Below are 24,303 nucleotides of genomic sequence, written 5' to 3' on the forward strand. Positions count from 1 at the left end.
ACCCCATGCACGAACTGTTTGAACTCTTCCGCAGCTTCTTCCGAATCGGCCTGTTCACCTTCGGCGGAGGCTACGCCATGATTCCGCTCATCCAGGCCGAGGTCGAGCGCCACGCCAACTGGCAAATCGGCCGCACCGAATTCCTCGACCTGCTGACGCTGGCCCAGACCGTCCCGGGCCCCATCGCCCTCAACACGGCGGTCTTCATCGGCTACAAGTCGCGCGGCTACGCCGGCGCCGTGGCCACGACGCTGGGCATCATCGTCCCCTCGTTCGTCATCATCCTGGTCATTGCGCTGCTCTTCGCCGACGTCCGCCACAATCCGGTAGTTGACGCCGCCTTCAAGGGGATGCGTCCGGCCGTGGTGGCCCTCATCATCGGGCCGGTCATCTCGCTGGCCCGCGGCATGCACTGGTCGATGCTCTTCGTCATCGCCGGCACGGCGCTGGCCGTCTGGTACCTCGGCTGGTCGCCCATCTACATCCTGCTGGCCGCCGCCCTGACGGGCATCGGCTGGGTGCTCTACACTTCGAAAAAAGCCAAGAAACAAAACGACCGATGATATTTCTCCAACTCTTCATCAGCTATCTGAAAATCGGCTTCTTCGGATTCGGCGGCGGCTACGCCATGCTGTCGCTCATCCAGAACGAGGTGGTGGTCCAGCACGCCTGGCTCACCAACGCCGAATTTGCCGACATCGTGGCCATCTCGCAGATTACGCCCGGCCCCATCGCCATCAACTCGGCCACCTACGTCGGCTACTCGGTGGGCATCGAGGCCGGCAGCCCGTGGTTCGGACTGCTCGGCGCCTTCATCGCCACCTTCGCCGTCAGCCTCCCCTCGCTCATGCTCATGCTCCTGCTCACGCGCTTCTTCCTCAAGCTGCACAACAACCCGCTGGTCGAGGGGGCCATGAAGGGGATGCGCCCGGTGGTCATCGGCATGATTGCCTCGGCCGCCCTGCTGCTCATCGCCCCCCACAGCTCCGAGCCGGGCGACCAGAACTTCATCGACGCCTGGAGCTGGGTGCTCTTCGGCGGCGTCTTCATCGGCTCGCTGCGCAAGGTGAACCCCATTCTGCTCATCATCCTCTCGGCCGTGGCCGGCATCCTCATTTACTACGTCTTCTGAGCCGCCGCACGCCGCCTGATACCACCGAAAAAGGCTCCTCCCGACGCATCGGGAGGAGCCTCTCTTTTTCCTTCGTCCCGCTCCGCAGGGACGCCGCCCTCAGGGGCGGCTCAGCGCACGAAGCGGTAGTAGGTGCCCAGCGGCAGCTCCTTGCCGCCCCGGTCCGTGAAGGTCAGCTCGCCCCACTCCTCGTCGCGCGGCGCACCGAAGGCCTGACGCACGGCCGTGCGGGCCAGCGTCGACGAGAGCCCCATCGAGTAGAGGTTGAGCACCAGAAAGGCGTGCGCCGGCGCCAGCAGCCGGGCGCAGCAGTCGAGCATCTCGCCGATGTTGTCCTCCAGAATCCACTTCTCGCCGTTCGCGCCGCGGCCATAGGCGGGCGGGTCGAGGATGATGCCGTCGTAGCGGTTGCCGCGGCGCACCTCGCGCTGCACGAACTTCAGCGCATCTTCCACAATCCAGCGCACCCCGTCCAGACCGCTCAGCTCCATGTTCTCGCGGGCCCACGTCACCACCTGCTTCACCGAGTCGACATGCGTCACCTCGGCACCCGCGGCACGCGCCGCCAGCGTCGCACCGCCCGTATAGGCGAAGAGGTTGAGCACGCGCAGCGGCCGCTCCCCGGCCCCTTCACCGCCGGCCGCGGAAACCGCACCGGCCGCCTGACCGTTTCCGGTAGCCCGACCCTCCTCGGCGGGCACGGCGCCGCTCCGGCACCGCGTGCGGCAACAGTCGTAGATGAAGTTCCAGTTGGTCGCCTGCTCGGGGAAGAGGCCCACGTGCTTGAACGAGGTGAGTCCCAGCCGCATGCGCAGCCGCATCGCCCCGTAGGCATACTCCACCGTCCAGCGGTCGGGCATCTTCGGTGCAAGGCGCCACTCGCCACGCTCCTCCTGACGGGCATCGCGGCGGAACGAGGCGTCGGCCAGGCGCCGCCACTCCTCCTCGGGAAGCGACGGATGCCAGATGGCCTGCGGTTCGGGACGGCGCGTGACGAAGCGGCCGAAGCGCTCGAGCTTCTCGAAGGCGCCCGAGTCAATGAGTTCGTAGTCCCGGAAATCGGGGGTGAGTTGTCGTTGCATGGTTTTCGGAAAGGGAAAAAGGGAGCGGCCGCCGCCCGGTACGGACATGTACGGAGGGCACCGCTCCCGTGGATTCGAAGCTCTTATTTGCGCACCGGCGTCATGATGAAGCGGAAGGTGTAGTCACCGTAGGGCAGGCGGTACTGCTCCATGGGCAGCGCACCCCAGCTGTCGATGCAGCCGAGTCCCATCTGGCACAGGTCGAAGTTCACGAAGGTGGCACCACCGCCGACCAGCTGGCCCGAGTGGCGCTGCGGCGGGAAGTTCGTCACGTCGAGCTCCGCGGTGGCGTAGGGCAGCGCCGAGGCCGAGAATGGCTTCTCGGCGCGGAGCTCCAGACCCGAGCCTGACGAATCGAGCACCGCCCAGCGGCGCAGGTCGCTCCGCGTGCCCGACTCCTGCGGACGGACATACTCGTCGTGGTACTGCTCGTCGACCCGCTGCTCGTAGAGGCCGATATCGGCCGACGAGAGGCGGTCGGCATAGTTCTCATGGGCGCCGCGGCCGTAGTAGCTCAGGCGGTTGTAGCGCGGCTGCAGGGCCATGCTCATGCCGAAGCGGAAGAGGTTCGGAACCTCGGCCCGGGGGCCGGCCTCCATCCGCTCGACCACCTCCATCCGCCCCTCGCCGTTGATGCGGTAGCTCATCGTGAGCGTCGCCCCGACGGCGGGCATCGTATAGCGGCACTCGACGCGGGCCACACCCTCCTCCACCGTCGCGTCGAACGACTCGAGGCGCAGCTCGGGCTCTTTCCAGACGGCGTACTTGTACTGAAGGCCGGCGCCGAGGTCGTTCTCGGTCGGGGCGCGCCAGAAGTTGGGCCGCAGCTCGCTGTCGCGGGCCAGCAGTTCGCGCCCCTCGACGCAGTAGGAGCTGACGAAGCCCTCGCGCGAGAAGAAGATGCTCCAGTTGTCGCCCTCGACGCGCTTGCCGCGCTCCCAGACCGTAAGCTTCACGCCGCGGTCGCTCTTGGGCAGCACGCAGGCCGCCGCGCAGTCGTAGGGGCGGATTTCCAGCTGCTGACGGGCCACGACCGTGCCCGGGTCGAGCAGCGGCTGCTTCACCTTGAGGCGGTAGGCGACGTCAAGCAGCAGCTCGCCGGAGGCGGGGAACTCCCCGGCGTTGAAGCCCAGCGCATAGACGCGGCGCGACTGGGGCGCGACGTCGAGCTCCGTGATGCGGCCCGTACGGATGACCGCGCCGTCGGCCTTGAGGCTCCACTCAAGCTCGTAATCCTCCAGCCCGATGAAGAAGTTCTCGTTGTAGACCTCCACTTCGCCCTTCGACAGGTCGACGGGCGAGGTCCAAATCGACTGATACTGGCGCTGCACCTCGTAGGCGTGGGGGTGCCACGTCCGGTCGGCGGCGATGATGCCGTTGTTGTTGAACGAGTTGTCCGTAGCGTCGTAGTTGTTGAAGTCGCCGCCGTAGCAGAACGACACGCGGCCGTTCGGCTCGTAGCGCGCAAGGCCCTGGTCGACGAAGTCCCAGATGAAACCGCCCTGGTAAGAGGGGTACTTGCGCACCAGGTCCCAGTACTCCTTGAAGCCGCCGAGCGAGTTGCCCATCGCATGGGCATATTCGCACTGAATCAGCGGCTTGGTCGGATTCGACGTGCAGTAGCGCTCGCACCACCGGTAGTCGCAGTACATCGGGCAGATGATGTCGGTGAAGTCGGACGGGGTCTCGAGGCTGTAGTCCACCGCACGCTCGTAGTGCACCGGACGCGAAGGGTCGTAGGCCTTGAGCCACTCGTAGCAGCGCTCGAAGTTGGGGCCCATGCCCGCCTCGTTGCCCATCGACCAGATGATGACCGAGGGGTGGTTCTTGTCGCGGCGCGCCATGCGCTGGTTGCGCTCCAGGTGCATCCGGGCATACTTCGGCTCGCGGGCCAGCGTCTGCTCGCCGTAGCCCATGCCGTGCGACTCGACGTTCGCCTCGTCGAGCACGTAGATGCCGTAGCGGTCGCAGAGGTCGTACCAGACGGGGTCGTCGGGATAGTGGCACGTACGCACGGCGTTGATGTTGAGCTGCTTCATGATGCGGATATCCTCCACCATCCGCTCGCGGCTGACCACATATCCGCCCAGCGGGTCCATCTCGTGGCGGTCGGCCCCCTTGATGAGGACCGGCTGCCCGTTGACGAGCAGCTGCGCGTTGCGGATTTCAACCCGGCGGAAGCCCACCGGCTGCTCAATCCGTTCGGTCGTCCGACGGCCGTCCGAGACGGCCAGTTCGAGCGTATAGAGATACGGAGTCTCGGCGCTCCACTTGACGGGGTTCTTCACCGCGAGCCGCACCTCGGAGCGGCCCCCCTTCGGCTGCGCGCTCCCCTCGGCCACGGCGACGCCCGACGCATCGCGCAGCGTCAGCTCCACGCGGCGCACCGTGGGGGTGGTCTCCAGCGCCACCCGCAGCGTGGCGTCCGTGTAGTCGTCGTCGAGCTCCGGCGTGACGAAGAGGTCCTCGAGGCGCGCCTTCTCGCGGGCACGCAGCTCGACGCCGCGCGCAATGCCCGAGAAGCGCCAGAAGTCCTGGTCCTCGAGGTAGGTGCCGTCGCACCAGCGGAAAACCTGCAGCGCCAGCAGGTTCTCACCCTTGCGCAGATACTTCGTCACATCGAAATCGGCCGACAGCTTGCTGTCCTCGCTGTAGCCCACAAAGCGGCCGTTGAGCCACACGTAGACATTCGACGTGGCCGAGCCGATGCTCAGGCTGACATCCTTGCCCGCCCACGATTCGGGCAGGGTGAAGGTCCGGCGGTAGGAGCCCACGTGGTTCTCGGCATCGGGCACCTCGGGCGGGTTGTTGACGAAGTTGCCGCGCCAGGCGTAGCCGATGTTGACGTAAATCGGGTCGCCGTAGCCGTTCAGCTCCCACATTCCCGGCACGGGCATCCGCCCCCACGAGGCGTCGTCGTAATCCGCGCGTTCAATACCCGAGGGGCGCTCCGAGGCGTTGCGCACCCAGTGGAAACGCCATACGCCGTCGAGCGACATCCGCTCGCCCGCCTCGAACGAGGCGCGCATCGGCAGACGGTTGACCTCGTTGACGGCCGGGTCCTGCCATTCGCGGCCCGTCTGGGCCACCGTGGCGAGGGGGCCGCACACGGCCGCCAGCGCCCAAAGCATCAGAAGTCTCTTTTTCATTTATCGGTTTGGTTTCGGTTTGTCGGTCTTCTCGTCGCGCGGACGCTCGGCAGAGCAATCCACCAGGCTCATCTCGCACCGCGCGCAGTCGAAGCAGAGGCGGTAGCGGTGCGAGCCCCGCTCCAGATAGAGGTCGCCCCGCAGGCGGGGGTGCTCCTTCAGGCATTCGCCGATTTCGCGGCGGATGCAGTAGGCCGAGCGCATCACCGTATGGCCCGCCGTCGAGGGGGCGAGGTCGAGGCCGCGCTCGATGCGGCGCACGCCGTGGGCCCGGTAAAACTCTTCGGCCAGGTGGTTGGTGACGTTCTCCTCGGCCGTCAACGTATCCGACGGATAGCGCGCCGTGCCGTCGTCGGGCAGGATGCGGTGCGTGCGGGGAGCCTCGATGCGGAGGCGGCGCAGCCCGTCGAGCGCCTCGCGGCGCAGCTCGCCGAGGAGCGATGCCGGCACGAAGCGCACCGGCCCCTCGATGCTCACGTCGCGCACCTCGAAGATGGTGTCGCCGCAGCGGGCCGCCTGCGTGCGGAGCGTCCGCTCCATGGCGGCGACGTCGCGCGCCTCGTCGAAGGGTCCGTCGTGCCCGGCCGAAGCCTCGAACCCCTCGCAGTCGCGGTAGCTCAGGCGAAGCCCCCCGTCCATGAACTCCACGCGGGCCGTCACCGGAATGACGCGGCGCGTGCGGCTCCGCTCGAGGACCAGGTTGAAGCGCCGGTCGAAGTTGCGGTAGAGCTCCACCCCGGGGCGGATGCCCTCCATCCGGTTGGGGGTGATGCGCCGCCCCTCGACCGCGTTGACGTTGGTTCCCGAGGGCCCCCGTCCGGTCACGAAGCAGATGCCGTCGCCGGGTGCCAACTCAACGTCGCCATCGAGGCGGAAACTGCGCGCGTCGCACGAGACGACGCGCCCCACGTACTCGCCCACCGACTTCGGCGTATCGAACGACGCCACACCGGCGCTCCGGCCGGCGAAGAAGTACTCCGAAGCGCCGCGCGTGAAGCTCTTGGCCGGGTCGGGACGGAAGTCGGGACGGCTCACGCCCACCGACGAGCGGCGCAGCTGCGGACGCGCGGCCAGCGCCTCGTCGACCGCGCGGCGGTAGTAGGCCACCACGTTGCGGATGTAGTTGATATCCTTCAGACGCCCCTCGATTTTGAACGACGTGACCCCGGCGTCGAGCAGCTCGCCGATGTGCCCCGAAAGGTCGAGGTCGCGCACCGAGAGCAGATGACGGCCCGACAGGTAGCTCCTGCCGCGGCCGTCGGTCAAATCGTAGGTCAGCCGGCAGGGCTGGCTGCAGGCGCCGCGGTTGCCGCTGCGCTCCGACATCGAGCGCGAGAGGAAGCAGCGACCGCTGTACCCCACGCAGATGGCGCCGTGGACGAAACACTCCACGTCGGCCTTCGTGGCGGCCGCCACGGCCCGAATCTCCTCGAGCGAGAGGGCCCGTTCGAGAATCACCCGCGCAAAGCCGCAGTCGCCCAGGAAGCGGGCCTGCTCCGGCGTCATGTTGCACATCTGGGTCGAGGCGTGCAGCTCGACGGGAAGCTCCATGCGCCGCAGCGCCATGTCCTGCACGATGAGGGCGTCGACCCCCGCGGCGATGAGCGCACGGGCCTCCGCCTCGGCGTCGGCCAGCTCCCCGTCGAAGAGCAGCGTATTGAGCGTGGCGTGGATGCGCACGCCGTATTGATGGGCGTACTCCACGGCGCGGGCCACCTCCTCGACCGGGTTGCAGGCGCCGCGGCGCGCACCGAATTTCGAGCCGCCGATGTAGACGGCATCGGCGCCGTAGTCGACGGCGGCCATGGCGGATTCCAGGTCCCGGGCGGGAGCGAGCAGTTCAACGCTTTTCACGAGGGTTTCGGATTGATTTTCGGATATGACTTCAAGGGAACAAAGATACGCTTTTTTTCCGGTTCACGCCCGATTTCGGAATATAATCGCTAAATTAGCCTCCGCAACCAAAACCCCCACCGCACCATGACCACTCCCCTCCGAATCGGCGGCGCGCTGCTGCTCGGCGCAACGGCCTCGCAGCTGACGACCGCCTGCTCGCCCCGCAACGCCGAGGCGCCCCGCCGCCCCAACGTGCTCTTCATTCTGGCCGACGACCTGGGCTACGGCGACCTGAGCTGCTACGGGCAGCAGCGCTTCGCCACGCCCCACATCGACTCGCTCGCGCTCACGGGCATGCGCTTCACGCAGTGCTACGCGGGCACGACCGTCAGCGCCCCGTCGCGCTCGTGCCTGCTTACCGGCACCCACTCGGGCCATACCCCCGTGCGCGGCAACATCGAGCTGCCCCCCGAAGGGCAGTACCCGCTCCCCTACGGCGCCGCCGAGCTCTTTCGCATCTTCAAGCAGTCGGGCTACACGACGGGGGTCTTCGGCAAGTGGGGGCTGGGCTTCATCGGCTCGACGGGCGACCCGGCCAACCAGGGCGTCGACCGCTTCTACGGCTACAACTGCCAGCTGCTGGCCCACAGCTACTACCCCGACCACTTGTGGAGCGACTCGACGCGCGTCGAGCTGCCGGGCAACGACGGGCAGACCCCCTACGGAGCGGGAAGCTACGCCCCCGACCTGATTCACACCGAGGCGCTGCGCTTCCTCGACGAGCGCACGGCCGACGAGCCCTTCCTGCTCTTCTACCCCACGACCATCCCCCACGCCGAGCTGATTGTCCCCGAGGACAGCACCATCCTCCGCCTGCGGGGCCGCTTCGAGGAGACCCCCTACCGGGGCATCGACTCGGGCCCCGCCTTCCGCCGGGGCGGCTACTGCTCGCAGGAGTATCCGCGGGCGACCTTTGCGGCGATGGTCACGCGGCTGGACCGCTACGTGGGCGAGCTGGTGGCCAAACTCCGCGAAAAGGGGCTGCTCGATAATACCGTCATCCTCTTCGCCAGCGACAACGGGCCCCATCTGGAAGGGGGCGCCGACCCCGACTTCTTCGACAGCAACGGCCCGCTGCGCGGCTACAAGCGCGACCTCTACGAGGGAGGCATCCGCGTGCCGCTGCTCGTCTCGTGGCCGGGACACGTGGCCCCCGGCAGCCAAAGCGACTTCGTATGCGCCTTCTGGGACCTGCCGGCCACCTTCGCCGAGCTGACGGGACGCGACGCCCCCTCGGGCGACGGTCTGAGCCTCCTGCCGCTGCTCGAAGGGCGAATGGAGGAGCAGGCGGAGCACGACTACCTCTACTTCGGCTTCATGGAGCTCGACGGGCGTGAGGCCGTGCGGCAGGGGCCCTGGAAACTGCTCCACCTCGACATCCGCAGCGACGCCCCGCGCTACGAGCTCTACAACCTCGACGAGGACCCCGCCGAGGAGCACGACCTGGCGGCCAGCCATCCCGAAAAGGTCGCCGAGCTGCGCCGGCTCATGGAGCAGGCCTACGCCTCGGACCCCTCGTGGCCCCTCTTCGGGGAGTGAGCCCGGGCGGAAAGCGCACTTCGCCTCAGGCCCGCACGACGGAGGCCCGGCACGACCAAGGGAAACGGCCGCACGGACCATCCGCCTCCGCAAGACTGCCGCGCCGCGGGAGACCGGCCGCACCTCCTTGCGAAAAATAAGCTCTGCCATCCAAAAAACGGGGCCCGGAGCGCCACTTTGAGGCGATTTTTACTAATTTTGCAGACTGAAAAGGGAATACACAACAAAACGAAGATACCATGCTTACAATCAAGCAACTGAGAGAAGACCCCCAGGCCGCCATCCGCAAACTCGCCAAGAAGGGCGTGGATGCAGCCCCGGTCATTGCCAAAATCGAGAAGCTCGACGACCGCCGCAAGGCCATCCAGGTCGAGCTCGACAACACGCTCGCAACCCAGAACAAGGCGGCCAAGGAGATTGGCATGCTGATGAGCCAGGGCCGCCGCGAGGAGGCCGAGGAGCGCAAGAGCTTCGTCGCCGGACTCAAGGAGCAGTCGGCACGCCTCAACACCGAGGCCAAGGAGGTGGCCGAGGAGCTGCAGGCCGCCATCGTCTCGCTGCCCAACTTCCCCGCCGACATCGTCCCCGAGGGACGCACGGCGGCCGACAACCTGGTGGTCAAGCTCGTCGAGAGCTACACCAAGCTGCCCGAGAATGCACTGCCCCACTGGGAGCTGGCCCGCAAGTACGACATCATCGACTTCGACCTGGGCGTGAAGCTCACCGGCGCCGGATTCCCCGTCTACAAGGGACAGGGCGCCCGTCTGCAGCGCGCGCTCATCAACTACTTCCTCGACTGCAACACCAAGGCCGGCTATCTGGAGGTCGAGCCTCCGGTGATGGTCAACGAGGCGTCGGGCTTCGGCACCGGCCAGCTGCCCGACAAGGAGGAGCAGATGTACCACGCCACGGTCGACAACTACTACATGATTCCAACGGCCGAAGTGCCCGTGACGAACATCTACCGCGACGTGATTCTCGACGAGAAGGACTTCCCGGTCAAGATGACCGCCTACACCCCCTGCTTCCGCCGCGAGGCAGGCTCCTACGGCAAGGACGTGCGCGGTCTGAACCGTCTGCACCAGTTCGACAAGGTGGAAATCGTCCAGCTCTCGCTGCCCGACCGTTCCTATGAGGCGCTCGACGGCATGGTGGCCCATGTCGAGTCGATTGTCCGCTCGCTCGGCCTTCCCTACCGCATCCTGCGGCTCTGCGGCGGCGACATGTCGTTCACCTCGGCGCTGACCTACGACTTCGAGGTCTACTCCGAGGCGCAGAAGCGCTGGCTGGAGGTTTCGTCCGTCTCGAACTTCGAGTCGTTCCAGGCCAACCGCCTGAAGCTCCGCTACAAGGATGCCGACAAGAAGATTCACCTGGCCCACACGCTCAACGGCTCGTCGCTGGCCCTTCCGCGCATCGTGGCCGCCATGCTCGAGGACTTCCAGACGCCCGACGGCATCCGCATCCCCGAGGTGCTGGTACCCTACACGGGCTTCGACATGATTCGCTAACCCACGCCGCCCGACCCCACAGGGCGGTGCCGGACCCCGAGGCCTGGCCCGTCCGGCGGCCGGAAAGCGTCGACACGACAAAGTGAGGCCGAGAGGATGCAATTCCCCATTACGGGAGATTTGTTTATCCGAGATATTTGCTTATCTTTGCTGACACAACACACATTAACCAATAAAATTTACTGCAATGGCTTACAAAATTACCGACTCCTGCGTAGCCTGCGGCACCTGCATCGGTGAGTGCCCCGTTGAGGCCATCTCGGCCGGCGACATCTACGTGATTGACCCCGACAAGTGCATCGACTGCGGCACCTGCGCCGGCGTATGCCCCTCGGAGGCTATCGTATCGGAGTAACACGAAGATTCGAATAGAAAATGCACCGACCGGTTCGTCCGGCGGTGCATTTTTTGTTTTTGTGGCCGGGCGGTGACTGGCAGACAAGCCGACGACAGGCTGACGACAGGCAGGCGGACGGCAGACGACGGCTACACTCCGCCCGCAGCCGGCCGGCATCGTCCCGTCTGACGGTCTTCGGCCGCGGACAGACGGCGGGCGACGGACTGGCGACAGACAACGGACGACGGTGACCGGGTGACCGGGTGACCGGGCAGCAAAGAACAGCGAATGGCGGACAGCAATGGCCGGGCGGTGACCGGCGGACTGGCAGCGGGCGACGGACAGACGGGCGACGGCAACACTTCGCCCCGCGACCGTCGGCAGGCCCTTGGGGCATCAGCCCCGAGACAGGGGTTCGGATACAAAATCAAGGGTGCGTAAAAAACAAGTGAGCGGATACAAAAAAGGGAGGAACCCCAGTTGGAGTTCCTCCCTTGTCGTATCGCCCGCTAAGGAGCATGCTTCTCCTCGCGGAGCCTATTTTGCCAGGATGGCCGTACGAACCTCCTTGCTGAGCAGACGTACGGGATAGCCGGCCTTCTTGGCCTGGGGAGCTGCAAAGTAGGTGTGCAGACCCTTGCTCGAAGCTGCCGAACCGCTCTTGGTGAGCGTGTAGGGGCCAATCGGGTAGTCTTCGTCGGTGAAGCCGTCAGCCGTCTTGTAGAGGTAGAACGAATCGGCACCCATGGCGAAGAAGTCAAACGTATAGACGGGAACCACGTCACCGGTCGAAATCTCAATCGACTCACCCTCGAAGGTTGCCGTATTGCCGTCCTCAGACAGCGTACCAATCAGGCCGTAGTAGTCACCCGTAACAACCGTCCAGCTATCGTTGTAACCGCAAACGCCCAGATAGGTTACCATCAGCGACTCGCCTTGCGGGCCGGAAACCTCACCGAGCTCCTGACCGTTGACAAAGTAGAACTTGCCGTCCTCGCTGTTGAAGATTGCACCGGCGGGCTGCTGTGCGGCAACAACCGAGATGCCCCAACCCGTTATGGCATAGGACTGGTCGGCATTAAGCTCTGCAATGCTTACCGTGAACGAAATAGGCTTCTTGCTGGCAAGCGAGCTCGTACTGGTCACGTTCCACGTGCCAATCCATGCATTGTAGGCGTCGCTGCCCGTGCCCGGCGTTACGCTGCCGCCGCCACCGTTGGCCGTCGTTGCGGTTGCCGACTTCACGGCCGACTCGGTGCCGTTAACGGCATATACGGCGCAGGTATACTCCGTGTTGGGCTCCAGCTGCGTGAACACCAGGTCGAGACCCTGGCCCAGAGCGTTCTGAAGCTGCGAGCTGGTGAGTGCATTGCCTTCGGACTGAACCAGCTCCTCGAGCGTTGCGCTGTTCAGAGCGTTATTGAGTTCCGAGGTCGGTACCGTGAGGTATTTGGCCGACTCGGCATTCTTGAGCGTGAGCTTGAAGGTCAGCGAAGAGCTCTCCGAACCGGAGGTCTGAGCGCCGGTCAGCGTGATGGTCGGAGCCGTCTTGGGATCATCCCCGCCGCCGGGATTGGGGTTGGGATTGGGGTTGTCGTCGTCACCACCGCAAGCCGTGAAGACTCCGGCTGCAAAGATACCCATGAGGGCCATCTTGAAGAAATTCGTCATTTTCATACACTCGGGATATTTAAATTAGACAATGAAAATCGAGTATTAAGGGTTTGTTCACAAACAACGCTTTCACAAATATAGGAAAAAAACCTCCGATATATCACTGCCGTTTCTTTTTTTTTCGACAATTTTATTCACAATTCCGAAGCCGGGCCGTCGGGATAGAGCAGGTACCCAAGACGCATCGTGCGGTAACGGAGCAAATCGTCGTGCCAGCGGGCGCGCATCTGCTCCTCCGTGGCCCCCTCGAGTATCAGCGGACGGAGATACCCCACACCGACCAGCTTCTCGAACATGGGGGTGAAGAAGCGCTCGCCGAGCTCCAGCCCGTGACAGGCCTCGAGCAGCCAGCCGAGCGAGAAGCCTACCCCGGCGGCCTCCTCCTCGGAGAGCTTCCTCAGGTCGCGGCCGTGGCAGAGGCGCCCCTCGAGCGGCGGATGGGCCGCACCGGCCGTCGGGCGGGGCGTGAAGGAGAAGTCGCCCGCAAGGTCGGGGTGGCCGTAGCACTCGAACGGGCAGTCGGTGCCGCGCCCCAGGCTGACGACCGTCCCCTCGAAGAGGCAGAGCGAGGCGTAGAGGTAGACGGCCCGCTGCGTGCGGAGGTTGGGCGAGGGGGCGACGGGCAGCCGGTAGGGGGTAGCGTGCGTATAGCGGCGGCAGGGGACCACCTCCAGCGAGCAGGGCGGCGTCCACCCCTCGCCCACCGCCATCCGGGCAATCTCGCCCATCGTCAGGCCGTGCAGCACGGGTAGTGGCAGGGCTCCGACCCCCGAGCGGTACTTCATGTCGAGCACCGGGCCGTCGATGTGGCGGCCGTTGGGGTTGGGTCGGTCCAACACCACGACCGGAATTCCGTAGTCGGCGCACGCCTCCATCATCCGCAGCATCGTTATATAATAGGTATAGAAGCGCAGCCCGACATCCTGCAGGTCGACCACCAGCACGTCGAACGAGCGCATCGCCTCGTCGGAGGGGCGCTGCGTCCGGCCGTCATAGAGCGACCGAATCGGGACGCCGGTGCGGGCATCGACCGAGCTTTGGACGTGGGCCCCGGCGTCGGCCTCGCCGCGGAAGCCGTGCTCGGGCGAGAAGATGGCCCGGAGGTCGAAGCCGCATTCGTGGAGCAGGTCGACCAGATGGACCCACCCCTCGCCGGCGGGCGTCATCGCAAGCTGCCGCGAAGAGGCCGCAGGGGTTGCAACGGAGGTTGCAGCGGAGGTTGCAGCAGAGGTTGCAGCAGAGGTTGCGGCGGAAGCATGTGCGGCGTCGCCCAGCTCGGAGCGGAGGGCCACCGAGGTATGGTTGGCCAGCACGGCCACGCGCCGGCCGCGCAGCAGCGGGAAGTAGGCCGCCGTATCGGTCATGCCGACCAACGGTCCGGCGTCGGTCGTCGCACGGGAAGGAGCCGCTGAAGCCGGCCCGTCACACGCCGTCTCCACGTACGGCAGCAGCACCGCAGCGGCGGCCGTCTGCACCGCAACAAGGGCGCAGAGGCCCGTACACAACGCCGCAAGGAGGCTCCGCAGGCCCCGGCGGCAACGCAAGGTTGTCGAATGGTTCATCGCTTCAACACGTTTCAGAGGTTGTCCATGAAAAAAGATGCCGGCTCCTGCGACGAAGGCCCCGTTCCGCCGACGGGAACGGGGCCTTCGCGCATTACACTCCGGCCGCTGCGCTACGCCTCGCCGCCGAACTCCATCAGGTAGGCCTTGATGAAGGCGTCGATGTCGCCGTCCATCACCGCATCGACATCCGAGGTCTGCACCCCCGTGCGGTGGTCCTTCACCCGGCGGTCGTCGAAGACGTAGGAGCGAATCTGCGAGCCCCACTCGATGCGCTTCTTCGAGGCCTCCAGAGCCTGCTGCGTCGCCATGCGCTTGTCCAGCTCGCGCTGGTAGAGCTTCGACTTGAGGATGCGCATCGCATTCTCGCGGTTCATCAGCTGGGAGCGGGTCTCCATGTTCTCGATGAGGTACTCCACCGGTTCGCCCGTATCGGGGTCCTTGCCGTGGTAGCGCAGGCGCACGGCCGTCTCCACCTTGTTGACGTTCTGGCCGCCCGCACCGCTCGAACGGAAGGTGTCCCACTCGATGTCGGCCGGATTGACCACAATCTCAATCGAGTCGTCGACCGCCGGCGAGACGAAGACCGAGGCGAAGGTTGTCTGGCGCTTGTTGTTGGCGTTGAAGGGCGAGAGGCGCACCATGCGGTGGACGCCGTTTTCGCTCTTCAGATAGCCGTAGGCATAGTCGCCCTCGAACTCCAGCGTACAGGACTTGACGCCCACCTCCTCGCCGGCCTGGTAATCGAGCACCTTGACCTTGTAGCCGTGGGCCTCGCCCCAGCGCGTATACATGCGCATGAGCATCGAGGCCCAGTCGAGCGCCTCGGTGCCGCCCGCACCGGCGTTGATGTCCATGATGGCGCCCAGCTTGTCCTCGTCGCGGCGCAGCATGTTGCGCATCTCGAGTTTTCCGATGCGCTCCATCGTCTCGGCGTAGTGGGCGTCGAGCTCCTCCTCGGAGACGACCCCCTCCTTCACGAAGTCGGGCATCAGCTCGAGGTCCTCGACCAGCTTGTCCACGGCATCGTACTCCTCAATCCACGCCTTGATGCCCGCCACCTTGCGCAGCTGTTCGCGCGCCTTGGCGGGGTCGTTCCAGAAGTCGGGCTCCTGGGTCTTCTCCTCCTCGTTGCGCAGGTCTATCCGGCGCTGTTCGATGTCGAGACAGCGGTAGAGCGTATCGCGGCGCGCGGCCGCCTCCTTGATTTGTTCGGCAAGTACCATGATGTTTCAGAATCGGGTTTTGAGCTTCCGCGACGCAAATTCGAGGATGAAGTCGGCCGTTCCCTCCTCACCGCCGAGCGTCGACGAGTTGACACACAGGTGATAGGTGGCCGCTTCGCCCCACGTGCGGGAGCTGTAGTAATTGTAATAGTCGGCGCGGCTGGCGTCGGTCCGCCGCATCCGCGTGCGCGCCTCCTCGGGCGTGATGCCGTGCAGGCGGCAGAGCCGCTCGATGCGGTCCTCCTCGTCGGCCGAGATGAAGACGTTGACCGCGCGCGGATGGTCGCGCAGGATGTAGTCGGCGCAGCGTCCCACGAAGATGCACGACTCGCGTGCGGCCAGGTCGCGAATCACGTCGCTCTGGATTTTGAACAGCGCGTCGTTCGACAGCACGTTGGCCACCGTGGCGTTGTCGCCGCAGAAGGGGGCCCTCAGGTAGTAGACCAGCGACGAGAGCATGCCGCGCGACTCCTTCTCGTCGGCCTTCTCGAAGTGTTCGGGACGGATGCCGCTCTGGTCGGCCGCCAGGGCGATGAGCTGCTTGTCGTACATCCGGATGCCGAGCCGGCGGGCAAGAAGCTCGCCGACAGCCTTGCCGCCGCTGCCCAGCTGGCGGCCTATGTTGATTACGAACTTGTCCATATCGCGTTATTTTTGAGGTGCGGAGTCCGGCCCCACCAGGCGCCTGAATCCGCGCAGTTGATGCATCAGCATGAGGAAGGCGACGATGCTGGCCAGCAGGTCCGACAGCGGCATGGCGCACCATACGCCCCAGCTGCCGTTCCACTGCGTATACTGGTCGAAGAGCGGAGGCAGCAGCACGAGCCCCGGCAGCAGGAAGAGCAGCTGGCGCGAGAGCGACAGGAAGATGGCCTTGCCGGCCATGCCGATGCTCATGAAGAAGTTGGTGGCCACCATCTGGAAGCCGATAATCGGGAAGCAGACAAAGGTGATGCGCATGCCCTCGGCCGCCAGACGCACCAGCTCGGCATCCTTCGTGAAGAGCGAGACGGCCAGCCGCGGCATCAGCTCGCCCAGCAGGAAGCCGCACGTGGTGACGCACGTGGCGCCGATGGCCGTCAGCTTCAGCACCCGCAGCACGCGGTCGTACTGCTGCGCGCCGAAGTTGTAGCCGGCGATGGGCTGCATGCCCTGGTTGAGCCCCATGACCACCATCACGAAGAAGAAGGCCACACGGTTGACGATGCCGTAGGCGCCGATGGAGAGGTCGCCGCCGAACTCCTTGAGCCCCTTGTTGATGAGAATCACGATGAAGCAGGCGGCCAGGTTCATCAGGAAGGGCGACATGCCGATGGCCAGGATGTCGCGCACGATTTTGGCATGGAGGCGGTAGATGCCGCGCCGGAAGTGGAGCAGCTCGCGCCGGTCGGAGAGGATGCGGAACTGCCACACGAGCGAGATGACCTGGGCAAGCACCGTGGCGATGGCGGCGCCGCGGATGCCCCAGCCGAAGCCGTAGATAAAGAGCGGGTCGAGCACCGTATTGATAACCACCGTATTGATGGTGGCGTACATCGCCTTGCGCGGGTGGCCCGAGGCGCGCAGCACGGAGTTCAGCCCCAGATACATGTGCGTGATAACGTTGCCCAGCAGAATCACGGTCATGTACTCGCGCGCATAGCCCACCGTCGCCTCGCTCGCACCGAAGAAGTAGAGAATCGGGTCGAGGAAGAGCAGCGTGACGATGCTGAAGGCCACGCCGATAATCAGATTGAGCATGAAGACGTTGCCCAGCACCTTGCCGGCCGTGTCGTAGTCGCGCTGTCCGAGGCGCATCGAGACGAGCGTCGCGGCACCCACGCCCACCAGCGAGCCGAAGGCCGCCGCGAGGTTCATCAGCGGGAAGGTGAGCGCCAGACCCGAAATGGCGAGCGGGCCCACGCCGTGGCCGATGAAGATGCTGTCCACCATGTTGTAGAGCGACGAGGCCGTCATGGCAATGATGGCCGGCACGGCATACTGCACGAGCAGTTTGCGAATACGCTCGGTTCCGAGCTCCATGGCCGCTCCCCTTATCTCCGTCATAACTTCTTCTCTCCTTTCTTTCCTTGCGTTGTCTCTTCCAGATGCGGATGCCCGCAGGCACCCCGTTGTTTATTTTTCATTCAGGGGAGGAACCCCGGGCTCTCTTCCCGGCACGGACAGTCCCGTGGCGGAGCACTCCGGACGGATGGAGTCTCCGCCCCGGAGACCCTGCCCTCCGGAGAGCACACCTGCGCCCCGGCGGATGGATGCCGGGGCAGGGGTTCCGCAGCGCTACTCGAGCTCCCAGTCGCTGCCGTCCTTGCGGTCCTTGACGCGGATGCCGGCGGCGGAGAGGCCGTCGCGGATGCGGTCCGACGTGGCCCAGTCCTTGGCGGCACGCGCCTTGAGACGCTCCTCGAGCAGCAGCTCGACCAGCGGCGTCACGTAGTCGCGGCCCGAAGCGGCGCCGGCCGCCTTCTCGTCCTTCAGTCCGAGGATGCCGAAGACGTAGCGGTGCACCGTCGTGTGAAGCGCCTTGAGGTCCTCGGCCGAGATGCGCTGCTGCCCCTCGGCAATCTGGTTGATGATGCGCACCCAGTCGAAGAGGGCCGAGATGACCATCGGCGAATTGAGGTCGTCGTCCATCGCCGCGCGGCAGCGCTCCTCGAGCTCGGCCGGATTGACCGTCGAGGAGTCCGACGCCTTGAGGCGGTCGAGCGTCTCGACGGCCTTCATCAGACGGTCGAGCCCCTTCTCGGCGGCCTGCAGCGCCTCGTTCGAGAAGTCGAGCGTCGAGCGGTAGTGGGCCTGCAGCACGAAGAAGCGGATGGTCATCGGCGAGTAGGCCTGTGCCAGAAGACGGTGGCGCCCCGTGAAGAGCTCCTCGAGCGTGATGAAGTTGCCCAGCGACTTGCCCATCTTCTGGCCATTGATGGTAATCATGTTGTTGTGGACCCAGTAGCGCGCCGAATCGTGGCCCAGAGCGGCCGTCGACTGCGCGATTTCGCACTCGTGGTGGGGGAACATGAGGTCCATGCCGCCGCCGTGGATGTCGAACCGCTCGCCCAGATAGCGCGTCGACATGGCCGAGCACTCCATGTGCCAGCCCGGGAAGCCGTCGCTCCAGGGCGAGGGCCACCGCATGATGTGTTCGGGCGAGGCCTTCTTCCAGAGGGCGAAGTCGTAGGAGTGGTGCTTGTCGCTCTGGCCGTCGAGCTCGCGCGTGTTGGCGACGATGTCGTCGAGGTTGCGGCCCGACAGGCGGCCGTAGTTGTAGGCGGCGTTGTACTTCTCGACGTCGAAGTATACCGAACCGTTCGACACGTAGGCGTAGCCCGCATCGAGAATCCGCTTGACGAAGGCAATCTGCTCGATGATGTGGCCCGAGGCGCAGGGCTCGATAGAGGGCGTCTCGACGTTGAGCGCATCCATAGCGTGGTGGTAGCGCTCCGTATAGTAGTGGGCCACCTCCATCGGTTCGAGCTGCTCGAGACGCGCCTTCTTGGCGATTTTGTCCTCACCCTCGTCGGCGTCGTGTTCCAGATGGCCCACGTCGGTGATGTTGCGCACGTAGCGCACCTTGTAGCCCGAGGCCTTCAGGTAGCGGAACAGCAGGTCGAAGGTCACGGCCGGACGGGCATGGCCCAGATGGGGGTCGCCGTAGACCGTGGGGCCGCAGACGTACATCCCCACGCGGCCGGGGGTAATCGGCTCGAACACCTCCTTGCGGCGGGTGAGCGTATTGTAAAGCACGAGTTTGGAATCCATAGTGTCGGAATATTTTGCTACAAAAATAGGAAATATAATTCAGAGTGCGCCCAAAATCCGACAATAAATCCTACCTTTGCCGCGCCCCGACGGCCCCGCAACGCGCCGGCGGGGCCCTTTCGAGGCGACAGCGGCGGCAACGGCCGCAGAGGCTGCCGCCGCAAATCCCGCAGATTACAACACGCATGACATTCCACGACTTGGCACTGACGGCCCCACTGCAGAGGGCCGTCGAAGCAATCGGGTACGATACCCCCACCCCCATTCAGCAGCAGGCCATTCCGGCCGTGCTGGCCGGGCGCGACCTGCTGGGCTGCGCCCAGACCGGCACGGGCAAGACGGCGGCCTTCGCGCTGCCGCTCATCCAGCTGCTCGACTCCTCGCCCGCCCCGCGCGGACGACGCCCCGTACGGGCTCTGATTCTCACCCCCACGCGCGAGCTGGCCATCCAGATTGACACCTGCTGCCGCGACTACGCCCGCTTCACGCGCATCCGCCACACGGTCATCTTCGGCGGCGTCAGCCAGCGGCCCCAGGTCGAGGCGCTCCAGCAGGGCGTCGACCTGCTCGTCGCCACGCCGGGCCGCCTGCTTGACCTGCTGGGGCAGGGGTGCCTCACGCTCGACGCCGTGCGCCACTTCGTGCTCGACGAGGCGGACCGCATGCTCGACATGGGCTTCATCCACGACATCAAACGGCTGCTGCCGCTGCTGCCCCGCCAAAAGCAGACGCTGCTCTTCTCGGCCACGATGCCTGCCGACATCGCCGCGCTGGCCGAACAGCTGCTCCACGACCCGGTGCATGTGACCGTCACCCCGCCGGCCTCGGTGGTCGAGACCATCCGCCAGGAGGTCTACTTCGTCGAGAAGCCCGACAAGAGCGCCCTGCTTGCCGAGCTGCTGCGCCGGGCGCCGGAGCGCTCGACGCTCGTCTTCGCCCGCACCAAACACGGCGCCGACCGCATCGCCCGCACGCTCACGCGCAGCGGCATCCCCGCGCGGGCCATCCACGGCGACAAGTCGCAGGGCGCCCGGCAGAAGGCCCTCGGCGACTTCAAGTCGGGCGAGCTGCACGTGCTGATTGCCACCGACATCGCCGCGCGAGGCATCGACATCTCGGAGCTGCCGCTGGTGGTCAACTACGACCTGCCGGAGGTTCCCGAGACCTACGTCCACCGCATCGGCCGCACGGGGCGCGCCGGATGCGAGGGGTGCGCCTTCTCGTTCTGCTCCGAGGAGCAGCGCCCGCTGCTGCGCGACATCGAGCGGACCATCGGACGCGCGATTCCCCACGCCGCGCCCCTCGCCGGCTTCGAGCCCACCGTCGAACCTGCCCCCGCACCGGAGCCCTACCAACCTGCCCCCGCAAAGGGCCCGGCCGCAAAGGGCTCTACGGCAAAAGCCGCCGGGGCTGCTCCCGCAAAGGCTGCCGCCAAGGGGCAGACCGTTTCCGCAAAAGCTGCAGCCGGAGGCGACCGGCCTGTCCCCGCAGCCTCCGCCCGACGTGCGGAGCACCCCACCGCTGCGGCACCCCGCCCCTCCGATGCGCAGCAACAATCCGGCACCCGCTCCGATGCCCGCCGAAGCCGTCGCCGTCGCACGGGAACCCACGCCGCACCGGCCGCAACCGGCCCCTCCGCACATGCCGCGCACCCGGTGCACCCCGCAGCGAAGAGCCAATACGCCGCAACCTCTCCACGCCCCGCCCGTCAGGAGCGGCAGGAGCGTCAAGAGCGGCACGTGCATCCGGAGCATCAGGAGCGCCCCTGCGCGGAGCGCCCTGCCCGACACCGCAGCCACCGCCGTCCGGCAAAGCGGTGACGCGTGCCGTCGGGAGTGAACTTCCGGGGCAGAACAAGCCCCTCCGGCGGCGGAACAGGCGGCACCCGACAAAACAGCGGTCCCCGGCGGCAGGGCTGGCCTCCTGCCGGCCGGTTGCGCGGCACCCGAACGACAAAATCGGCCCCGAGCATGGAACTTTCCGCCTTTGAGGGGTAATAACGATTGATTTTCGCCGTTAAATGATTACATTTGCAGGAAAAACTTGAGCTCAAATCCGATATGACATTTTTCAAACGCTGGAACAACATCGTCGGATGGGCGGTATTCGCCATTGCGGCGTTCGTCTATCTGAAAACGATGGAACCCGTCTCAAGTCTCTGGGACTGTTCGGAATTCATCGCAACCTCCTACAAACTCGAGGTGGGGCACCCTCCCGGAGCTCCCCTCTTCATGATGCTGGCCCGTCTGGCCACCCTCTTCGCGCTGGGCAACCCCGACTACGTGGGGATGGCCGTCAACGCCATGAACTCGCTGGCGAGTGCCTTCTGCATCCTCTTCCTCTTCTGGACCATCACGCACCTTGCACGACGGCTCGTCACGCGTGACGGCCGCGAGCTGACCGTCGCCTCGACGTGGGCCGTGCTCGGAGCCGGCATCGTCGGCGCCCTGGCCTACACCTTCACCGACACCTTCTGGTTCTCGGCCATCGAGGGCGAGGTCTACGCCCTCTCGTCGATGTTCACCGCGCTGGTCATCTGGCTCATGCTCAAGTGGGAGGACGAGGCCGACCAGCCCCACAGCCTGCGCTGGATTGTGCTCATCGCCTACATGATGGGACTCTCCATCGGCGTGCACATCCTCAACCTGCTGACCATCCCGGCGCTGGTCTTCATCTACTACTTCCGCACCACCAAGCGGGTGACCTGGCGCGGCATGGGCCTCGCCACGCTCGTCGCGCTGCTCATCCTGGGCTTCATCAACGGCATCATCATCCCCTATACGGTCTACTGCGGGGCGATGGTCGACCTCTTCTTCGTCAACACGCTGGGGCTGCCCGTCAACTCGGGCATGGTGCTCTTCGCCCTGGCGCTCATCATCGCCATGGGGTGGGCCTCGTGGTACACTCACCGCAAGGGCAAGGTGATGTGGAACGTCATCCTGCTCTCGACGACGATGATTCTCATCGGCTACTCCTCCTACGCCTCGATGACCATCCGCGCAGCGGTGAATCCCCCGATGAACAGCAACAACCCCAACAACCCCTTCGCCCTCTACTCGGTGCTCAACCGCGACCAGTACGGCGACCGTCCGCTCTTCTACGGCCCCTACTACTCGGCACCCATCGAGGGCTACAAGGAGAAGCAGGTGCGCTACCTCGACGAGGACGGCCGCTACAAGGCGACCACCACCGTCACGGGCTACACCCACTCGTCGGAATTCATGCACCTCTTCCCCCGCATGTGGGAGCCGCGCCGCGGCGAGCGAGCCTACAAGCCGTGGGCCGCATACCGCACCAAGACCGAGGTGATGCGCGACGACAAGGGTGAAATCGTCCGCGACGAACAGGGACGTCCCGTCCGCGGCGAGGTGCTCGACTTCGGCCGCAAGCGGGTCTACGACGACGGCTACGACCTGCGCACGGTCGTCGAACCCACCTTTGCCGAGAACCTCTACTTCTTCTTCAACTACCAGCTCAACTACATGTACTGGCGCTACTTCCTCTGGAACTTCGTGGGGCGCCAGAGCGACATACAGCCTTCGGGCTCGAGCACCATCACCGACGGCAACTGGCTCTCGGGCATCCGCTGGCTCGACGAGCGGCGTCTGGGCCCGCAGGACAACCTGCCGCACGAAATCGCCGAGAACAAGGGGCGCAACACCTACTACTTCCTCCCCTTCCTGCTGGGTCTGGTCGGACTGCTCTACCAGCTCAACCGCGACCCGCGGAACTTCTCGATTGTCATGTGGCTCTTCATCATGACGGGCGTGGCGCTGGTCTTCTACTTCAACACGGCGCCCGGCGAGCCGCGTGAACGCGACTACGTCTATGCCGGTTCGTTCTACGCCTTCTCCATCTGGATAGGCTTCGGCGTGCTGGCGCTGCGAGACCTGTTTGCCCGGCTTGCGAAGCGCGACACGCGGGTCGTTGCCGGCGCGGCGACGCTCGTCGGACTGGTCGTGCCCGCCATCCTGGCCGCCCAGAACTGGGACGACCACGACCGCTCGCACCGCTACATGGCCCGCGACATCGGCTGGAACTACCTCCAGTCGACGCTGCCCAACTCGATTATCCTCAACTACGGCGACAACGACACCTTCCCGCTCTGGAACAACCAGGAGGTCTACGGCGTGCGCCCCGACGTGCGCATCATGAACACCTCCTACCTGGGCGGCGAGTGGTACATCGACGAGATGAAGACCAAGGCCAACGACGCGCCGGGCGTACCCTTCTCGCTGCCCAAGCGGAAGTACACCTATGCCAACGACGTGCTGCCGGTCGAGGAGCGTCTGGAGGGTCCGGTCGACATCCACGAGGTGATGGACTTCGTGCTGAGCGATGACCCCCGTTCGAAAATCAAGCTCGTTGACGGCTCCTCCATCGACTACATCCCCACACGGCGCATCGCCCTGCCGGTCAACAAGGAGAACGCCATTGCCTCGGGCATCGTGGCCGAGAAGGACCGCGACCTGATGGTCGACACGGTATACATCAACCTCCGCCAGAGCAGCATCGACAAGAGCCAGCTGATGATTCTCGACATGCTGGCCAACTTCGACTGGAAGCGTCCGATTTTCTTCACGCAAATCTACATCCTGCAGGACTTCGGGCTGCTCGACTACCTCCAGTACGACGGGTACGCCTACCGTCTGGTGCCGATTCTCACGCCGGTGCAGAACGCCTATGAAATCGGCCGCATGGATGTCGACTACACGCTGCCGCTCGTGCGCGACACCTTCCGCTACGGCAATCTGAACGACCCGCGCGTCTATGTGGACTACTTCCTGCAGTACAACCTGGGGGCATCGCGCACCCGCGAGATGTTTGCCCGCGTCGGGAAGGAGCTGCTGCGCGAGGGACGCGTCGACGAGGCGGTCGAGATGCTCGACATGGGGCTCGAGAAGTTCCCCACCTCGCAGATTCGCTTCACCGACATGAACACCTATCCCTACATCGAGGGGTACTACGCCGCCGCAAGCATGGGGGCCGAAGGGGCCGCCGAGAAGGGCGATGCCCTGCTCAGGGAGTATGCCACGACGCTCATCGAGTACATCGAGTACTACTTCCGCTTCGACGGAGCGCTGGGCGACATGGTGTCGGACACCATCGATGCGAAGCTCACCGAGCTGGGCGACATCTACTCGCTGGCAAGCTATGCCGGACGGCGTGACGTAGTGGCTGAAATCAACAAGTACTACCGCTCGCTGGGCGTCTCGGAGGAGTACCTCACCGACGTGGGCGACAAGCCCCAGCAGGCCGACTCCACCGTCTCGGAGCAGCGGTAACGACTCTTCTTTCGGGCCGGGCGCGGCGCAACGATGCCGCGCCCGCTCTGTTCCCGGTCCGAAAACGTAAAAAGGAACTCCGCACCTTTGGGGTGCGGAGTTCCTTTTTCATTTCATCTCACCGGCCGAACCGGAGGACTCCCATCAGCCGAGCCGA

16 protein-coding genes are annotated in these 24,303 nt (G+C 65.3%); 7 read left to right on the top strand and 9 right to left on the bottom strand.

Annotation, left to right across the window (positions count from 1 at the left end; genetic code table 11):
* The first annotated feature begins 5 nt into the window (after nt 1–5).
* Nucleotides 6–563, top strand: coding sequence for a chromate transporter (locus B5F90_RS04440; protein ID WP_087361595.1), 558 nt, complete (start codon nt 6–8; stop codon nt 561–563).
* Nucleotides 560–1,132: a chromate transporter gene (locus B5F90_RS04445; protein ID WP_087361597.1), complete on the top strand. Its 573-nt coding sequence runs from the start codon at nt 560–562 to the stop codon at nt 1,130–1,132. Before B5F90_RS04440 ends, B5F90_RS04445 begins: the two co-directional genes overlap by 4 nt.
* Nucleotides 1,133–1,242: 110 nt before the next feature.
* On the opposite strand, the gene B5F90_RS04450 is transcribed toward B5F90_RS04445, so the two are convergent.
* The 3 genes from B5F90_RS04450 to B5F90_RS04460 form a co-directional block, all read right to left on the bottom strand.
* Nucleotides 1,243–2,214, bottom strand: coding sequence for a class I SAM-dependent methyltransferase (locus B5F90_RS04450; RefSeq protein ID WP_087361598.1), 972 nt, complete (start codon nt 2,212–2,214; stop codon nt 1,243–1,245).
* Between the two features lie 83 nt (nt 2,215–2,297).
* Nucleotides 2,298–5,363, bottom strand: a complete 3,066-nt coding sequence (locus B5F90_RS04455) for a glycoside hydrolase family 2 TIM barrel-domain containing protein (RefSeq protein WP_162607748.1) — start codon at nt 5,361–5,363, stop codon at nt 2,298–2,300.
* Entirely contained in the window at nt 5,364–7,217 is a 1,854-nt protein-coding gene (locus tag B5F90_RS04460; RefSeq protein ID WP_087361601.1) for a U32 family peptidase, read from the bottom strand. It abuts the gene before it with no gap.
* Nucleotides 7,218–7,343: 126 nt separating this feature from the next.
* Here B5F90_RS04460 and B5F90_RS04465 point away from each other — a divergent pair, with 126 nt between their 5' ends.
* The 3 genes from B5F90_RS04465 (at nt 7,344) to B5F90_RS04475 (ending at nt 10,664) form a co-directional block, all read left to right on the top strand.
* Complete coding sequence (locus tag B5F90_RS04465; RefSeq protein WP_087361603.1) at nt 7,344–8,798, top strand: arylsulfatase; 1,455 nt, start codon at nt 7,344–7,346, stop codon at nt 8,796–8,798.
* 239 nt (nt 8,799–9,037) lie between these two features.
* Nucleotides 9,038–10,309 (top strand): serine--tRNA ligase, encoded by a 1,272-nt coding sequence (gene serS, locus B5F90_RS04470; protein ID WP_087361605.1) that lies wholly within the window; start codon nt 9,038–9,040, stop codon nt 10,307–10,309.
* A gap of 187 nt (nt 10,310–10,496) precedes the next feature.
* Nucleotides 10,497–10,664 carry a 4Fe-4S binding protein gene (locus tag B5F90_RS04475; RefSeq protein ID WP_087260820.1) on the top strand — a complete coding sequence of 56 codons (168 nt, stop codon included), beginning with the start codon at nt 10,497–10,499 and terminating at the stop codon, nt 10,662–10,664.
* A 519-nt stretch (nt 10,665–11,183) separates the two neighbouring features.
* On the opposite strand, the gene B5F90_RS04480 is transcribed toward B5F90_RS04475, so the two are convergent.
* The 6 genes from B5F90_RS04480 to cysS all read right to left on the bottom strand — a co-directional run bounded on the left by B5F90_RS04480 (nt 11,184) and on the right by cysS (nt 18,861).
* Nucleotides 11,184–12,323: a hypothetical protein gene (locus tag B5F90_RS04480; RefSeq protein ID WP_087361607.1), complete on the bottom strand. Its 1,140-nt coding sequence runs from the start codon at nt 12,321–12,323 to the stop codon at nt 11,184–11,186.
* 131 nt (nt 12,324–12,454) lie between these two features.
* Complete coding sequence (locus B5F90_RS04485) at nt 12,455–13,882, bottom strand: DUF1343 domain-containing protein (protein ID WP_087361608.1); 1,428 nt, start codon at nt 13,880–13,882, stop codon at nt 12,455–12,457.
* A gap of 113 nt (nt 13,883–13,995) precedes the next feature.
* A complete protein-coding gene (gene prfB / locus B5F90_RS04490; protein WP_087361609.1) occupies nt 13,996–15,108 on the bottom strand; it encodes a peptide chain release factor 2 in 1,113 nt (370 codons plus the stop codon).
* Nucleotides 15,109–15,114: 6 nt separating this feature from the next.
* Nucleotides 15,115–15,750 carry a cytidylate kinase-like family protein gene (locus B5F90_RS04495; protein WP_087361610.1) on the bottom strand — a complete coding sequence of 212 codons (636 nt, stop codon included), beginning with the start codon at nt 15,748–15,750 and terminating at the stop codon, nt 15,115–15,117.
* A 6-nt stretch (nt 15,751–15,756) separates the two neighbouring features.
* On the bottom strand, nt 15,757–17,154 hold the full coding sequence (locus B5F90_RS04500) for an MATE family efflux transporter (RefSeq protein WP_087361611.1): 1,398 nt from the start codon (nt 17,152–17,154) through the stop codon (nt 15,757–15,759).
* Between the two features lie 231 nt (nt 17,155–17,385).
* Nucleotides 17,386–18,861, bottom strand: a complete 1,476-nt coding sequence (cysS, locus tag B5F90_RS04505) for a cysteine--tRNA ligase (RefSeq protein ID WP_087361612.1) — start codon at nt 18,859–18,861, stop codon at nt 17,386–17,388.
* Between the two features lie 185 nt (nt 18,862–19,046).
* Here cysS and B5F90_RS04510 point away from each other — a divergent pair, with 185 nt between their 5' ends.
* Together B5F90_RS04510 and B5F90_RS04515 are read left to right on the top strand one after the other, a co-directional pair.
* Nucleotides 19,047–20,681 carry a DEAD/DEAH box helicase gene (locus B5F90_RS04510; RefSeq protein WP_087361613.1) on the top strand — a complete coding sequence of 545 codons (1,635 nt, stop codon included), beginning with the start codon at nt 19,047–19,049 and terminating at the stop codon, nt 20,679–20,681.
* A 240-nt stretch (nt 20,682–20,921) separates the two neighbouring features.
* The gene (locus tag B5F90_RS04515) at nt 20,922–24,146 is read left to right on the top strand and encodes a DUF2723 domain-containing protein (RefSeq protein WP_087361614.1); all 3,225 of its coding nucleotides are present in this window, start codon (nt 20,922–20,924) and stop codon (nt 24,144–24,146) included.
* Nucleotides 24,147–24,303: the final 157 nt, after the last annotated feature.

This window comes from Alistipes sp. An31A (assembly GCF_002159425.1).
GTDB lineage: Bacteria > Bacteroidota > Bacteroidia > Bacteroidales > Rikenellaceae > Alistipes > Alistipes excrementigallinarum.

Coding starts and splice junctions, on each gene's coding strand:
- B5F90_RS04465 (WP_087361603.1), top strand. CDS start 7,344: ATGACCACTCCCCTCCGAATCGGCGGCGCGCTGCTGCTCGGCGCAACG.
- B5F90_RS04500 (WP_087361611.1), bottom strand. CDS start 17,154: ATGACGGAGATAAGGGGAGCGGCCATGGAGCTCGGAACCGAGCGTATT.
- B5F90_RS04510 (WP_087361613.1), top strand. CDS start 19,047: ATGACATTCCACGACTTGGCACTGACGGCCCCACTGCAGAGGGCCGTC.
- B5F90_RS04440 (WP_087361595.1), top strand. CDS start 6: ATGCACGAACTGTTTGAACTCTTCCGCAGCTTCTTCCGAATCGGCCTG.
- B5F90_RS04480 (WP_087361607.1), bottom strand. CDS start 12,323: ATGAAAATGACGAATTTCTTCAAGATGGCCCTCATGGGTATCTTTGCA.
- B5F90_RS04515 (WP_087361614.1), top strand. CDS start 20,922: ATGACATTTTTCAAACGCTGGAACAACATCGTCGGATGGGCGGTATTC.
- B5F90_RS04495 (WP_087361610.1), bottom strand. CDS start 15,750: ATGGACAAGTTCGTAATCAACATAGGCCGCCAGCTGGGCAGCGGCGGC.
- serS (WP_087361605.1), top strand. CDS start 9,038: ATGCTTACAATCAAGCAACTGAGAGAAGACCCCCAGGCCGCCATCCGC.
- B5F90_RS04450 (WP_087361598.1), bottom strand. CDS start 2,214: ATGCAACGACAACTCACCCCCGATTTCCGGGACTACGAACTCATTGAC.
- B5F90_RS04475 (WP_087260820.1), top strand. CDS start 10,497: ATGGCTTACAAAATTACCGACTCCTGCGTAGCCTGCGGCACCTGCATC.
- B5F90_RS04485 (WP_087361608.1), bottom strand. CDS start 13,882: ATGAACCATTCGACAACCTTGCGTTGCCGCCGGGGCCTGCGGAGCCTC.
- B5F90_RS04455 (WP_162607748.1), bottom strand. CDS start 5,363: ATGAAAAAGAGACTTCTGATGCTTTGGGCGCTGGCGGCCGTGTGCGGC.
- prfB (WP_087361609.1), bottom strand. CDS start 15,108: ATGGTACTTGCCGAACAAATCAAGGAGGCGGCCGCGCGCCGCGATACG.
- cysS (WP_087361612.1), bottom strand. CDS start 18,861: ATGGATTCCAAACTCGTGCTTTACAATACGCTCACCCGCCGCAAGGAG.
- B5F90_RS04445 (WP_087361597.1), top strand. CDS start 560: ATGATATTTCTCCAACTCTTCATCAGCTATCTGAAAATCGGCTTCTTC.